The following is a 13,692-nucleotide window of genomic DNA, read 5'->3' on the forward strand; positions in this document are numbered from 1 at the left end:
CATGGCCAAGTTCTTCATCGACCGCCCCATCTTCGCGTGGGTGATCGCGCTGTTCATCATCGTGCTCGGCGCGGTGTCGATCACGCAGCTGCCGATCGCGCAGTACCCCCCGGTGGCGCCGCCCGCCATCGTGATCTCCGCCGTCTATCCCGGCGCTTCCGCGCGCACGCTCGAGGAGAGCGTGATCAGCGTGATCGAGCAGGAAATGAACGGCTCGCCCGGCCTCATCTACATGGAGTCGGTGACGCAGGCCAACGGCAGCGGCCAGATCACGCTCAGCTTCGAGCCCGGGACCAACGCCGACCTGGCGCAGGTGGACGTGCAGAACCGCCTCTCGCGCGCGACGCCGCGGCTGCCGTCGGCCGTGACGCAGCAGGGCGTGCGGGTGGAGAAGTCGCGTTCGAACTTCCTGCTGTTCACGATCCTCTCCTCCGACGACCCGAACTTCACGCCGGTGGACCTGGGCGACTACGCCTCGCGCAACGTGCTGCCCGAGATCCAGCGCCTGCCGGGCGTCGGCCAGGCGCAGCTGTTCGGCACCGAGGCGGCGATGCGGGTCTGGATCGACCCGCAGAAGCTGGTCGGCTTCAACATGTCCTCGTCCGAGGTGACGGCCGCGATCCGCGCGCAGAACGCGCAGGTCTCCTCCGGCTCCATCGGTGAACTGCCCAACGTGGCGGGGCAGGGGATCGCCGCCACGGTGGTGGTCAACGGCCAGCTCGGGACGGTGCAGCAGTTCCAGGACGTCGTGCTGCGCGCCAACCCGGACGGCTCCACGGTGCGCCTGAAGGACGTCGCCCGCGTGGAGCTCAACGCGCAGAACTTCTCCACCGCCGCACGACTGAACGGCAAGCCCTCCACCGGCATCGGCGTGCAGCTCTCGCCTACCGGCAATGCGCTGGCGACGGCCGACGCGGTGCGCAAGCGCATGGGCGAGCTCGCGCCCTACTTCCCGCGCGGCATGAAATGGGACATCCCGTACGACAGCTCGCGCTTCATCCGCATCTCCATCGGCCAGGTCGTCGAGACGCTGCTGGAAGCGGTGGCGCTGGTGTTCCTGGTGATGTTCCTGTTCCTGCAGAACTGGCGCTACACGATCATCCCGACGCTGGTCGTGCCGGTCGCGCTGCTGGGCACCTTCGGCGCGCTGCTGGCGCTGGGCTTCTCCATCAACGTGCTGACCATGTTCGGCATGGTGCTGGTGATCGGCATCGTGGTGGACGACGCCATCGTGGTGGTGGAGAACGTCGAGCGCATCATGAGCGAGGAAGGCCTGCCGCCGCGCGAAGCCACCCGCAAGGCGATGGGGCAGATCTCCGGCGCCATCATCGGCGTGACCGTGGTGCTGATCTCGGTGTTCGTGCCGCTGGCTTTCTTCGCCGGTTCCACCGGGAACATCTACCGTCAGTTCGCGGCGGTGATGGTGGCATCCATCGCGTTCTCGGCCCTGATGGCGCTGTCGCTGACGCCGGCCCTGTGCGCCACCCTGCTGAAGCCGGTGGAAGCCGGCCACCACGTGGAGAAGCGCGGCTTCTTCGGCGGCTTCAACCGCTTCTTCCGGCGCACGGCGCACGGCTACGAAGGCATGGTGTCGAAGCTGCTGCGCCGCACCGGCCGGGCGCTGGTGATCTACGGCGTGATCGCCGCGGTCGTCGCGCTCGTCTACACGCGCCTGCCCACCTCCTTCCTGCCGCAGGAAGACCAGGGCAACATGCTGGTGAACGTGCAGCTGCCGCCGGGCGCCACCGTGGAGCGCACGCGCAACGTGATGGAGCAGGTCGAAGGCTGGGTGCTCAAGCAGCCCGAGGTGCAGAGCATGGTCAGCGTGCTGGGCTTCTCCTTCTCGGGGCAGGGCCAGAACGCCGCGCTTGCCTTCGTCACGCTCAAGCCGTGGGACGAGCGCGAGGAGGAAAGCCAATCCGCGCAGTCGCTGGCGGGCCGCGCCTTCGGCGCGCTCTCGGGCATCCGCGATGCGTTCATCTTCCCGCTGAGCCCGCCGCCGATCCCCGAACTGGGCACGGCCTCCGGCTTTACCTTCCGCCTGCAGGACCGCGGCGGCAACGGCCGCGAGGCGCTGATCGCCGCGCGCAACCAGCTGCTCGGCCTGGCCGGCCAAAGCAAGATCGTGACGCAGGTGCGGCCGGACGGCCTGGAGGACGCGCCGCAGCTGCAGCTGGACATCGACCGCGACCGCGCCAATGCGCTGGGCGTGCCGTTCGAGGCGATCAACAGCACGCTGTCGACGGCACTGGGCTCTTCCTACGTCAACGACTTTCCCAACCGCGGGCGCTTGCAGCGCGTGGTGGTCCAGGCGGACGCGCCCGCGCGCATGCAGCCGGAGGACCTGCTGCGCCTGAACGCCATCAGCAACACGGGCAAGCCGGTGCCGCTGTCGGCCTTCGCCTCCACGCGCTGGGTGAGCGGCGCCATGCAGACGGTGCGCTACAACGGCTATCCGGCGATGCGGATCTCCGGCGCACCGGCCCCGGGCTACAGCACCGGCGCGGCGATGGCGGAGATGGAGCGCCTGGCGGGCCAACTGCCGGCCGGCTTCGCCTACGAGTGGACGGGGCAGTCGCGCGAGGAGAAGCTCGCCGGCGCCCAGGCACTGATCCTCTACGGCTTCGCGATCTTGGCGGTGTTCCTGTGCCTGGCCGCGCTGTACGAGAGCTGGTCGATCCCGCTCGCCGTGATCCTGGTGGTGCCGCTGGGCGTGCTGGGCGTTCTGCTGGCGACGCTGCTGCGCGGCTATTCGAACGACGTGTACTTCCAGGTGGGCCTGATCACCATCATCGGCCTGTCGGCGAAGAACGCCATCCTGATCATCGAGTTCGCCAAGGACCTGCAGGCGCAGGGCAAGGGTGTCATCGAATCGGCGCTGGCGGCGGCGCACCTGCGGTTCCGCCCGATCGTGATGACGTCGATGGCGTTCGGCCTGGGCGTGCTGCCGCTGGCGATCGCGAGCGGCGCGGGTTCGGCCAGCCAGCGCGCCATCGGCACCGGCGTGCTGGGCGGCATGCTGACCGGCACCGCGCTCGCCCTGTTCTTCGTGCCCGTGTTCTTCGTGGTCGTGCGCGGCTACTTCAAGGGCAACGAGCGCCAGCGCAAGCTGTACACCCACGAACTGGACCGCGAACTGCCCGCCGGCGCCACGGCCGGAGACCAGGTATGAGACCCCGCATGAAGATCCTTGCCCCGCTGGCCGCCGCACTGCTGGCGGCGGGCTGCTCGATGATGCCGAAGTACGAGCGCCCGCAGGCGCCCGTGCCGGCGACATTCCCCTATCCCTCCGCGACCGGCGGCGTGCCGGCTTCCGAGCTGGCATGGGACCAGTTCTTCGGCGACGCACGGCTGCGCGCACTGATCGCGACGGCGCTGCGCAACAACCGCGACCTGCGCATCGCGGTGCTGAACATCGCACAGGCGCGCGCGCAATACGACATCCGCAATGCCGACCGCTTCCCCACCGTGGGCGGCACGCTCAGCGCCACGCGGGCACCGAACACGCAGGGCGACCAGGCGACCACGCTACAGGCGAACCTGGGCATCAGCGCCTGGGAGATCGACTTCTTCGGCCGCATCGCGAGCCTGGGCGAGGCGGCCCTGGCGCAGTACCTCGCGACGGAGGAAGGCCGCAAGGCGGCGCAGGTCGCGCTGGTCGCGAGCGTCGCCAACGCCTGGCTGAACCTCGCGGCGGACGAGGAGCTGCTGGAGATCACGCGGGAGGCGCTCGCCACGCGCGAGGAGTCGCTGCGGCTGACGCGCCTGCGTTTCGAGAACGGCGCTTCCTCGGAGATCGACTTCCGGCTGGCGCAGTCGCTGTCCGAGACGGCGCGTGCCACGCTGGCGCAGTTGCAGCGCCAGCGTGCCGTGGACCTGAACGCCCTGGGGCTGCTGCTCGGCGAACCGGTGGGCCCGAACTACCAGGTCGACGTGCGCACCGCGGGCATCCGGCTGCCGGACGTGCCGGCGGGCCTGCCTTCGGAGGTGCTGACGCGCCGGCCGGACGTGCGCCAGGCCGAACAGCAACTGGTCGCCGCCAACGCGAACATCGGCGCCGCGCGGGCGGCGTTCTTCCCGCGGATCTCGCTCACGGCCGGCATCGGTACGGCGAGCAGCGACCTGTCCGGCCTGTTCAGCAGCGGCTCCTGGGGCTACACCGTGGCACCCTCGCTGCTGCAGCCGATCTTCGACGCGGGTCGCAACCGCGCGGGACTCGCATCCGCACAGGCCGCGCGCGACATCGCGCTGGCGCAGTACGAGCGCGCCATCCAGCAGGCCTTCCGCGACGTGGCGGATGCGCTGGCCGGCCGCGGCACGCTGGACGAGCAGGTGCGGGCGCAGGCCACGGTGGTGGAAGCGGAAGCGGTGCGCTTCCGCCTGGCGCGGCTGCGCTACGACAACGGCATCGCGAGCTACCTGGACCTGCTCGATGCGCAGCGCTCGCTCTTTTCCGCGCAGCAGGGGCTGGTGCAGGTGCGGCTCGCCCGGTTGCAGAACCAGGTGCAGTTGTACCGCGCGCTGGGCGGCGGCTGGACCGAGCCGGCGCCCTGACGGCCGCGCCCCTCAGGGCGCGTTGGCCTGCCCCTCCACCTGGTGGTACACGCTGGTGATGGCGTAGCCCTTCTCGTCGATCTGGGCGCGCGGGTTGTCGATCTCGTAGGGGTGCAGGTGCTCCTGCGATTCGTCCACGTTCACGCCCTGCTGCCGTGCCTGCCAGTCCGAGTTCACCGCTTCCTCCGGGATCGGCTGTCCCGCCGGGACGATGAGGTAGGTGAACTTGTTCTGCGGCTCCGGGCGGCGGTAGATGTCGACTTTCATCGGGGCTCCTTTTGCATCGGGGATGCGGTCCATTCTGGTCAAGATGCCCCTTCGTGCAAGTAGGACTTCGCCTTCAATGGGCTGGCGGGCCCCCGTGGGCGGGCGGCGCTGGAGCAGCGGGACCGTTGCGACTAAACTGGCGTTGCCATGCCTGCTCCTTTCCTGCACGCCCTCGTCCGCGCCGAGCACAGCATCCTCGTGGTGGACGACAACGAGTCCACCCGCTACGCCACCTCCCGTTCGCTGCGGGCAGCGGGCTTCAACACCCTCGAAGCCGCGGCGGGCGCGGAGGCGCTGGAACTGGTGGACTACGTTTCGGCGGTGGTGCTCGACGTGCACCTGCCCGACCTCCTGGGGTTCGAGGTCTGCCGCCTGCTGCGGCGGCGTGCCGGGACGGCGTCGCTGCCGGTCGTCTACGTCTCTGCGATGTACGTGACGCAGGAGGACCAGGTCCACGGCATGGAAACCGGCGCCGATGCCTACATGGTGGCGCCGGTCGACCCGGAAGCGTTGCTGGCCACCCTGGACCAGTTGATCCTCGACCGGGGCGCGCTGAAGCACTAGGCGGCGGCGGCCCCGGCGCGCCGCCGCAACGCCGCGCTGAAACCCCATCCGGTCAGCGGCAAGGCCACGGCGGGCAGCAGCAGCAAGGGCAGGGCCCCGAAGCGATCGAAGCTGGCGCCCGCCATCCACACGCCGATCGCCTGCCCGAGGAACAGGCAGAACGCGAACAGCGCCATGCCGCTGCCGCGCATGGCCGGCGCCATTTGCGTCGCATGCGTCTGCAGCGTGTTGTGGAACATGTAGGTCCCGAAGCCCACCACCAGCGCGATCGGGCCCGCCCACCACGCGGCCGGTGCCACCGCCCAGGCGGCGAAGCCGGCGCCGACGATCCATCCGCCGTGCAGCACCATCCGGCGCTCGCCCAGCCGCCGCACGATGGGCTTCGCCGCCATCGCGTAGAGCAGGCCACCGACGGCGTAGAGGGCGACCAGCGCACCCGCGGCGGAGAGCGGGATGCCGAAGCGCTGGTGCAGGTAGGAAGGCAGGAAGGCCAGCGCGCCGATCAGGAACACGCCCTCGAGCAGCGCGGCGCCGACGACCAGCCGCGCCCAGGGAATGGCAGCGACGGCCGCCAGCTGCGGGAAGAAGGCCAGCCGGCCGCCTTGCGCAGGTGGCGCGGACGGCATGCTGCGCAGCCGCGCGAGCAGCATCACGGCGATCACGACGTAGCCGGCGCACAGCGCGCCGAAGGCACCGCGCCAACCCAGCGGGGAGTCGGCGAACAGTCCGCCACCCAGCTGCCCGGCGCTCATGCCGGACAGCGTGCCCAGGAGCAGGCGGGCCAGGGTGGCCTGCCGCTCCTCGTAGGGGACCGCGTCGCCGATCCACGCGATCGCCAGCGGGATGACGCCGCCCGCGGCGATGCCCCAGAGCACGCGCAGGCGCAGGAGCATGTCGAAGCCGCCGGCGAATGCGCAGGCGAGGGCCGCGCCGGCGCAGCCGAACAGGGCGCAGCAGACCACCAGCGCCTTGCCGTAGCGGTCGCCCAGGGGTCCGAACACCAGCTGGGAGACGCCATAGGCGATCGCGAACGTGAGCACCACCTGGCCCGCCGTGCCTGCCGTGATGCCGAAGTCGGCGGCCAGGCGGGGCAGCAGGCCGTCACAGATGCGCAGGGCGGCGCCGCTGAAGAAAGCGGCCAGCGCCAGCACGAGGACGGAGGAGCGGGTGGACCCCGTGGCAGCGGCGGCGGAGGGCTCGGGGCGGGAGGGCACGGGCGATCCTACATCGCACGGCCGGGCTGCTCTGCCCCAGCCGTGGGTGCCGTCCTACGAACCGGAGCACCGCGGCACGCGACCATAGCCGGATGAACCTCCCACGCGTCTTCCTCACCGCCGGTGAGCACCAGATCCAGGTCTACGTGGCCCGCAGCGACGAAGAGCGCGCGCAGGGCCTCATGTTCCGGCGCGAGATGCCCGAGGACGAAGGCATGCTCTTCATGTGCGACGAATGCGCCGTGCTGAAGTTCTGGATGAAGGACACCCCGCTGCCGCTGTCGATCGCCTTCCTCGACGAGGACGGCACCATCCTGAAGATCTCCGACCTGGAGCCGCACGACCTGGAAGGGGAGTCGTCCGAGCACCCGGTGCGCTTCGTGCTCGAGGTCAACCAGGGCTGGTTCGCGCAGCGCGGCATCGGCGAAGGCGCCCGGCTGACCGGCCCGCTGTTCCTGGAGCGCGCGTGATGCGCGGAACCCCGGCCCTGCAGGGTGTCGCCGAATTCCTGGTGCACCCGGGCGAACCGTATCCGCTGGGCGCCACCTGGGACGGCGAAGGCGTGAACTTCGCCATCTACTCCGAGAACGCGACCCGCGTCGAAGTCTGCCTGTTCGACGCCGACGGGCGCGAGACCCGCGTGCCGCTGCGCGAGCAGACGGCCTTCGTGTGGCACGGCTACCTGCCGGGCCTGCAGCCGGGGCAGCGCTACGGCTACCGCGTGCACGGGCCCTACGACCCCGACCGCGGCCTGCGCTTCAACCCGAACGTGGTCCTGCTCGACCCCTACGCGCGCGCCCTGGACAGCACCGAGCACTTCGACCGCGGCGTCTTCGCGTACGAGCTGGGCCACGAGAACGAGGACCACGCCATGCTCCAGCAGGACCAGCGCGGCGTGCCGCTGGGCGTGGTGATCGACAACGCCTTCGACTGGGGCCGCGACCGCTGGCCCAACACGCCGCTGCACGAGACGGTCATCTACGAGGCCCACGTCAAGGGCATGACGATGCTGCACCCCGACGTGCCGGAAGAACTGCGCGGCACCTACGCCGGCCTGGCGCACCCGGCGATGATCCAGTACCTGCGCAAGCTGGGCGTGACCTCCGTGGAGCTGATGCCGGTGCACGCGCACCTGGACGATCCCTTCCTCCTGGACAAGGGCCTCACCAACTACTGGGGCTACTCCACGCTGAACTTCTTCTCGCCGGAACTCCGCTACAGCGCGGCCTACCGCAAGGGCGATGCCGTCGGTGCGATCGCCGAGTTCAAGGAGATGGTCAAGGCGATGCATGCCGCCGGCCTGGAGGTGATCCTGGACGTGGTCTACAACCACACGTCCGAGGGCAACCACATGGGCCCGACGCTCAGCTTCAAGGGCATCGACAACCCGACCTACTACCGGCTGGTGCCGGACAACCCGCGCTTCTACTTCGACTACACGGGCACCGGCAACACGCTGAACGTGCGGCACCCGCAGACGCTGCAGCTGATCATGGATTCGCTGCGCTACTGGGTGCTGGCGATGCACGTCGACGGCTTCCGCTTCGACCTGGCCAGCACGCTGGCGCGCGGCCTGCACGAGGTCGACCAGCTCTCGGGCTTCTTCACCATCATCCACCAGGACCCGGTGCTCTCGCACGTGAAGCTGATCGCCGAGCCCTGGGACGTCGGCGAGGGCGGCTACCAGGTCGGCAACTTCCCGGTGCGGTGGGCCGAATGGAACGGCATCTACCGCGACTCGATCCGCGCGTTCTGGAAGGGTGAGGGCGGCCTGGCGAGCGACCTCGGCTACCGCCTGACCGGCTCGAGCGACCTGTACCAGGGCGACGGCCGCAAGCCGTCGGCCAGCATCAACTTCATCACCGCGCACGACGGCTTCACGCTGCGCGACACCGTGAGCTACAACGACAAGCACAACGAGGCCAACCAGGAGAACAACCAGGACGGCCACAACGACAACAGGTCCTGGAACTGCGGCGCGGAAGGCCCGACGGACGACGAAGAGGTCAACCGGCTGCGGGCACGCCAGCAGCGCAACCTGCTCGCCACGCTGCTGCTGTCGCAGGGCACGCCCATGCTGCTGGCCGGCGACGAGTTCGGCCGCACCCAGCACGGGAACAACAACGCCTACTGCCAGGACAACGAGATCAGCTGGTTCGACTGGTCCGCCGTCGACGACCGGCTGCTCGAGTTCACGCGGCGGCTGATCCGCATCCGCAAGGGCCACCCGGCGCTGCACCGGCAGAAGTTCTTCTCCGGCCGGCCGATCCGCGGCAGCGACGTGCACGACGTGATGTGGTTCCGCCATGACGGCGAACAGATGACCGACGAGGACTGGCAGAACCCGCACACGCAGTCGCTCGCGATGTTCCTGGCCGGCAACGGCCTGCGCGAGACCGACCGCCAGGGGCGCCCGCTGCACGACGACCACCTGCTGCTGATGCTGTCGTCCTCGCACGAGGACCTGGAGTTCACGCTGCCCGACCTGCACGGCTGCCGGCAGTGGGAGGTGGTCGTGGACACCAGCGACGACGAGGCCGCCGAGTCGCATGCCCCCGGCGAGAAGACGCTGCTGATGGCGCGGTCGCTGAAGCTGTTCCGGTGCCCGCTGGAGTGAGCTTCAGCCGGCGACCAGGCGGGTGACCGCATCGATCACCGCCCGCGGCTGGTCCTTGTGCGGCGAATGCCCGCACCGTGGCAGCTCCAGCAAGTCCGCCTGCGGCACCGCGCGCGCGATGCCGCGGATCTGTTCCAGCGTGCCGTACTCGTCGTCCAGCCCCTGGATCGCCAGCAACGGGCACCGGATCGTGCGGAGTTCCGCCGTGATGTTCCAGCCGCGGAATGCCGGTGACAGCCACACGTCGTTCCAGCCGAAGAAGGCCGAGTCGGCGTCCTCGTGGTAACGCGCGAGCCGCTGCGGGAGGTCCGTCTCCACGTAGGCCGCGCGGGCCCGCGCGATGCTGGCGATGGAGACGTCCTCGACCAGGATGTGCGGCGCCAGCACGACGGCGCCGCTCACCGCATCGGGAAACGCGGCCGCGTGGAGCAGGGCGATGGAGCCGCCGTCGCTGTGGCCGAACAGCCAGGGCCGCGCCACGCCGAGGTCCCGCAGCAGCGCGGGCAAGACCTCGCGGGCCTGCCGGTGCATGAAGTCGGGGGCCCACTTCTCCTCGGTCCGGCGCGGCGTCGACCTGCCGTAGCCGGGGCGCGAGTAGACCAGTCCCCGCAAGCCGGCCGCCTCGCACAACTGCGCCGGGAAGTCGCGCCACATCGCCACGGAGCCCAGGCCCTCGTGCAGGAAGACCATCACCGGGGCGTCCGGCGGGCCCACCCATTCGTACTCGATGTGCAGCGGCGCGCCGGCCGCCCCCAGTTCCGCGAACGCCACTTCAGGCCACCAGCCAGTCGATCGCCTCGGTGAGCGCGGTGAAGACGCGCAGTTCCATGCCCTGGGCGCGCGCGGCGGCTTCGCTCACGCGCGTCAGCTTCTCCGGCGGCACCAGCGAGGCGACCTTCTCCAGGTGCGACAGGTGCTGGTGCGCGAGCAGCCCGATGGTGCGCTGCTCCTCGGCGCCGAAGGTGCCGACCACGTCGATCAGGTTGATCAGCAGGCGCCGGTCGCCGTGCATCCGCGTCTGTTCCGAGATGGCGCGGAGCACCGGCGGCGCCGCCTCCATGAAGGCGAGCGCCGAGATCTCCGCGACGGCGTACGCGGGGCCATGGGTGAGGTGCAGGGTGAAGCTCACGCGGCAAGTATGCCCCGGATCGCCCTACATGTTCCGGCGGTACTGGCCCCCGACCTCGAACAGCGCGCCCGTGATCTGGCCGAGCGAGCAGACCCGCACGGCGTCCATCAGCACGGCGAAGACGTTGCCGTCCGCGATCACGGCCTGGCGCAGCCGCTCGAGCATGGCCGGCGCCTCGCCCGCATGGCGGGCGTGGAAGTCCTGCAGGCGCTTCAGCTGCCCCTGCTTCTCTTCCTCGGTCGAGCGGGCGAGTTCGAGCTTGTCCGGGATGGTGTCGCCGTGCGGGTTGCGGAAGGTGTTCACGCCGATGATGGGCAGCTCGCCGGTGTGCTTCTGCATCTCGTAGTGCATGCTCTCGTCCTGGATGCGGCCGCGCTGGTATCCGGTCTCCATCGCGCCGAGCACGCCGCCGCGTTCGGAGATGCGCTCGAACTCGGCCAGCACCGCCTCTTCCACCAGCTCCGTCAGCTCCTCGATCACGAACGCGCCCTGGTTCGGGTTCTCGTTCTTGGCCAGGCCCCACTCGCGGTTGATGATCAGCTGGATCGCCATCGCGCGGCGCACCGACTCCTCCGTGGGCGTGGTGATCGCCTCGTCGTAGGCGTTGGTGTGCAGCGAGTTGCAGTTGTCGTAGATCGCGATCAGCGCCTGCAGCGTCGTGCGGATGTCGTTGAACGCGATCTCCTGGGCGTGCAGGCTGCGGCCCGAGGTCTGCACGTGGTACTTGAGCTTCTGGCTGCGTTCGTTGGCCCCGTACTTCTCCTTCATCGCCACCGCCCAGATGCGCCGGCCGACGCGGCCGAGCACCGTGTACTCCGGGTCCATGCCGTTGGAGAAGAAGAACGACAGGTTGGGCGCGAAGTCGTCGATGTGCATCCCGCGCGCGAGGTAGGCCTCGACGAAGGTGAAGCCGTTCGACAGCGTGAAGGCCAGCTGCGAGATCGGGTTGGCCCCGGCCTCGGCGATGTGGTAGCCCGAGATCGACACCGAATAGAAATTGCGCACGTCGTGGTGGACGAAGTACTCGGCGATGTCGCCCATCACCTTGAGCGAGAACTCGGTGGAGAAGATGCAGGTGTTCTGGCCCTGGTCCTCCTTCAGGATGTCGGCCTGCACGGTGCCGCGCACGTTGGCCAGCACCCATTCGCGGATCTTCGCGGCTTCGGTCTCGGTGGGTTCGCGGCCGTTGTCCGCCTTGAACTTGTCCAGGTTCTGGTCGATGGCGGTGTTCATGAACATCGCCAGGATCGTCGGCGCCGGGCCGTTGATCGTCATCGACACGGAGGTGGCGGGATCGCACAGGTCGAACCCGGAGTACAGCACCTTCATGTCGTCGAGCGTCGCGATCGACACGCCGGAGTTGCCCACCTTGCCGTAGATGTCCGGCCGCAGGTCCGGGTCGTTGCCGTACAGCGTGACGGAATCGAAGGCGGTGGACAGGCGCTTGGCTGGCATGTTGGCCGACAGCAGCTTGAAGCGGCGGTTGGTGCGGAAGGCATCGCCTTCCCCCGCGAACATGCGCGTCGGGTCCTCGTTCTCGCGCTTGAACGCGAACACGCCGGCGGTATACGGGTAGCTGCCCGGCACGTTCTCCAGCATCAGCCAGCGCAGGATCTCGCCGTGGTCTTCGTACGGCGGCAGGCTGACCTTGCGGACCACCGTGCCGGACAGCGACGTGTACGTCAGCTTCGTGCGGATCTCGCGGTCGCGGATCTTCACGACGTACTCGTCGCCGGCGTACGCCTGCTGCATGTCCGGCCACTGCTTGAGCAGGTGCAGCGCGTCCTTGTCCATGCGCGCGAGCCGCTGGCCGGCGAGGTCGAGGGAGGCTTCGGCCGCCGGCGCGCGGCCCGGCTTCTCCTCCTTGAGCATGCGTGCCGCTTCCTTGAGCTGCTGCACCTCGCGCGCCAGCTTCACCTGTTCGCGCACGCGCTTCTTGTAGCCGCGCACGGTCTCGGAGATCTCCGCCAGGTAGCGCGTGCGCGCCGGCGGCACCACCGGCGACTGGTTGGTGCTGTGGCGCACGTTCGCGGCCGGCAGCTTGCCGTCCTGCAGCGGCAGGCCGAGTTCCGCCAGGCGCGGCTTGAGCGCCTGGTACAGCGCCGTCACGCCGTCGTCGTTGAAGCGCGCGGCCATGGTGCCGAACACCGGCATCTCGTCGGGACGCTTGCCCCAGGCTTCCTTGTTGCGCTGCACCTGCTTGGCCACGTCGCGCAGCGCGTCCGCCGCGCCCTTGCGGTCGAACTTGTTGATCGCCACGAACTCGGCGAAATCCAGCATGTCGATCTTTTCCAGCTGGCTGGCGGCGCCGAACTCCGGCGTCATCACGTACACCGGCACGTCGACGTGCGGCACGATCGCCGCGTCGCCCTGGCCGATGCCGCTGGTTTCCACCACCACGAGGTCGAAGCCGGCGGCCTTGCAGGCGGCGATCACGTCGGGCAAGGCCTTGCTGATCTCGCTGCCGAAATCGCGCGTGGCCAGCGAACGCATGTAGACACGCTGGCCGTCCCGCCACGGTGCGATCGCGTTCATGCGGATCCGGTCGCCCAGCAGCGCGCCGCCGGTCTTGCGCCGCGAGGGGTCGATCGAGACGATCGCCACGCGCAGGCGGTCGTCCTGGTCCAGCCGCAGCCGCCGGATCAGTTCGTCGGTCAGGGACGACTTGCCCGCGCCGCCGGTGCCGGTGATGCCCAGCACGGGGGTGGTGCGCGTGTCCGCCGCCTTGCGGACGGCGTGGACCAGCGCCGCATCGGCCGTGCCGCCCTCCAGCGCGGTGATCAGCTGCGCCAGGGCGCGCCACTGCGGCTCGCCGTGGCCCTGGATCGCCGCGAGTTCGCGCGGCGCGTGCTGCGCGAGGTCCTGGTCGCAGCGCATCACCATCTCGCCGATCATGCCGGCCAGGCCCATCTTCTGCCCGTCCTCGGGACTGTAGATGCGCGTGACGCCGTAGTCCTGCAGTTCGCGGATCTCGGCCGGCACGATCACGCCGCCGCCGCCGCCGAACACGCGGATGTGCGCGCCGCCGCGCTGGCGCAGCAGGTCCACCATGTACTTGAAGTATTCGACGTGGCCGCCCTGGTAGGAGCTGACCGCGATGCCCTGCACGTCCTCCTGCAGCGCGGCGGTGACGACCTCGTCGACGCTGCGGTTGTGCCCGAGGTGGATCACCTCCGCGCCCATGCCCTGCAGGATGCGCCGCATGATGTTGATCGCCGCGTCGTGCCCGTCGAACAGGCTCGCCGCGGTGACGAAGCGGACCTTGTGGGTGGGGCGATAGTTCGCCAGCGCCTTGAATTCGGCGGACAGGTCGGTCATGGGGGATGTCTCCAGGAGAGCGCCTAGCC

At 69.6% G+C, this 13,692-nt stretch carries 10 protein-coding genes; 5 read left to right on the forward strand and 5 right to left on the reverse strand.

Features of this window, described 5'->3' with window-relative positions; genetic code table 11:
• The first annotated feature begins 1 nt into the window (after nucleotide 1).
• Nucleotides 2-3,172 (forward strand): efflux RND transporter permease subunit, encoded by a 3,171-nt coding sequence (locus IM787_RS18995; protein WP_193678270.1) that lies wholly within the window; start codon nucleotides 2-4, stop codon nucleotides 3,170-3,172.
• Nucleotides 3,173-3,180: 8 nt separating this feature from the next.
• Complete coding sequence (locus IM787_RS19000) at nucleotides 3,181-4,554, forward strand: efflux transporter outer membrane subunit (RefSeq protein ID WP_227494476.1); 1,374 nt, start codon at nucleotides 3,181-3,183, stop codon at nucleotides 4,552-4,554.
• 12 nt (nucleotides 4,555-4,566) lie between these two features.
• Here the strand turns inward: IM787_RS19000 and IM787_RS19005 are convergent, their stop codons facing one another.
• Nucleotides 4,567-4,821: a DUF6139 family protein gene (locus IM787_RS19005; RefSeq protein WP_193678272.1), complete on the reverse strand. Its 255-nt coding sequence runs from the start codon at nucleotides 4,819-4,821 to the stop codon at nucleotides 4,567-4,569.
• Between the two features lie 147 nt (nucleotides 4,822-4,968).
• On the opposite strand from IM787_RS19005, the gene IM787_RS19010 reads away from it, so the two are divergent.
• The gene (locus tag IM787_RS19010) at nucleotides 4,969-5,385 is read left to right on the forward strand and encodes a response regulator transcription factor (RefSeq protein WP_193678273.1); all 417 of its coding nucleotides are present in this window, start codon (nucleotides 4,969-4,971) and stop codon (nucleotides 5,383-5,385) included.
• Here the strand turns inward: IM787_RS19010 and IM787_RS19015 are convergent.
• Nucleotides 5,382-6,599: an MFS transporter gene (locus IM787_RS19015; protein WP_354004450.1), complete on the reverse strand. Its 1,218-nt coding sequence runs from the start codon at nucleotides 6,597-6,599 to the stop codon at nucleotides 5,382-5,384. The genes IM787_RS19010 and IM787_RS19015 overlap by 4 nt on opposite strands.
• Before the next feature lie 92 nt (nucleotides 6,600-6,691).
• On the opposite strand from IM787_RS19015, the gene IM787_RS19020 reads away from it, so the two are divergent.
• Nucleotides 6,692-7,069, forward strand: a complete 378-nt coding sequence (locus IM787_RS19020; protein WP_193678274.1) for a DUF192 domain-containing protein — start codon at nucleotides 6,692-6,694, stop codon at nucleotides 7,067-7,069.
• A complete protein-coding gene (gene glgX / locus IM787_RS19025) occupies nucleotides 7,069-9,216 on the forward strand; it encodes a glycogen debranching protein GlgX (RefSeq protein ID WP_193678275.1) in 2,148 nt (715 codons plus the stop codon). Before IM787_RS19020 ends, glgX begins: the two co-directional genes overlap by 1 nt.
• Before the next feature lie 3 nt (nucleotides 9,217-9,219).
• Here glgX and IM787_RS19030 read toward each other — a convergent pair whose 3' ends face one another.
• From IM787_RS19030 to icmF, 3 genes are read right to left on the reverse strand one after another with little or no spacing between them, the layout of a single operon-like run.
• Nucleotides 9,220-9,987 carry an alpha/beta fold hydrolase gene (locus IM787_RS19030; RefSeq protein ID WP_435531172.1) on the reverse strand — a complete coding sequence of 256 codons (768 nt, stop codon included), beginning with the start codon at nucleotides 9,985-9,987 and terminating at the stop codon, nucleotides 9,220-9,222.
• A gap of 1 nt (nucleotide 9,988) precedes the next feature.
• Nucleotides 9,989-10,345 (reverse strand): SpoIIAA family protein, encoded by a 357-nt coding sequence (locus IM787_RS19035; RefSeq protein ID WP_193678276.1) that lies wholly within the window; start codon nucleotides 10,343-10,345, stop codon nucleotides 9,989-9,991.
• A 24-nt stretch (nucleotides 10,346-10,369) separates the two neighbouring features.
• Complete coding sequence (gene icmF / locus IM787_RS19040) at nucleotides 10,370-13,663, reverse strand: fused isobutyryl-CoA mutase/GTPase IcmF (protein WP_193678277.1); 3,294 nt, start codon at nucleotides 13,661-13,663, stop codon at nucleotides 10,370-10,372.
• Nucleotides 13,664-13,692: the final 29 nt, after the last annotated feature.

The organism is Ramlibacter pallidus (assembly GCF_015070875.1).
Lineage (GTDB): Bacteria > Pseudomonadota > Gammaproteobacteria > Burkholderiales > Burkholderiaceae_C > Ramlibacter > Ramlibacter pallidus.

Bases quoted from the DNA above. Each gene is read 5' to 3' on its own strand.
- IM787_RS18995 (WP_193678270.1), top strand. From the start codon at position 2: ATGGCCAAGTTCTTCATCGACCGCCCCATCTTCGCGTGGGTGATCGCG.
- IM787_RS19000 (WP_227494476.1), top strand. From the start codon at position 3,181: ATGAAGATCCTTGCCCCGCTGGCCGCCGCACTGCTGGCGGCGGGCTGC.
- IM787_RS19005 (WP_193678272.1), bottom strand. From the start codon at position 4,821: ATGAAAGTCGACATCTACCGCCGCCCGGAGCCGCAGAACAAGTTCACC.
- IM787_RS19010 (WP_193678273.1), top strand. From the start codon at position 4,969: ATGCCTGCTCCTTTCCTGCACGCCCTCGTCCGCGCCGAGCACAGCATC.
- IM787_RS19020 (WP_193678274.1), top strand. From the start codon at position 6,692: ATGAACCTCCCACGCGTCTTCCTCACCGCCGGTGAGCACCAGATCCAG.
- glgX (WP_193678275.1), top strand. From the start codon at position 7,069: ATGCGCGGAACCCCGGCCCTGCAGGGTGTCGCCGAATTCCTGGTGCAC.
- icmF (WP_193678277.1), bottom strand. From the start codon at position 13,663: ATGACCGACCTGTCCGCCGAATTCAAGGCGCTGGCGAACTATCGCCCC.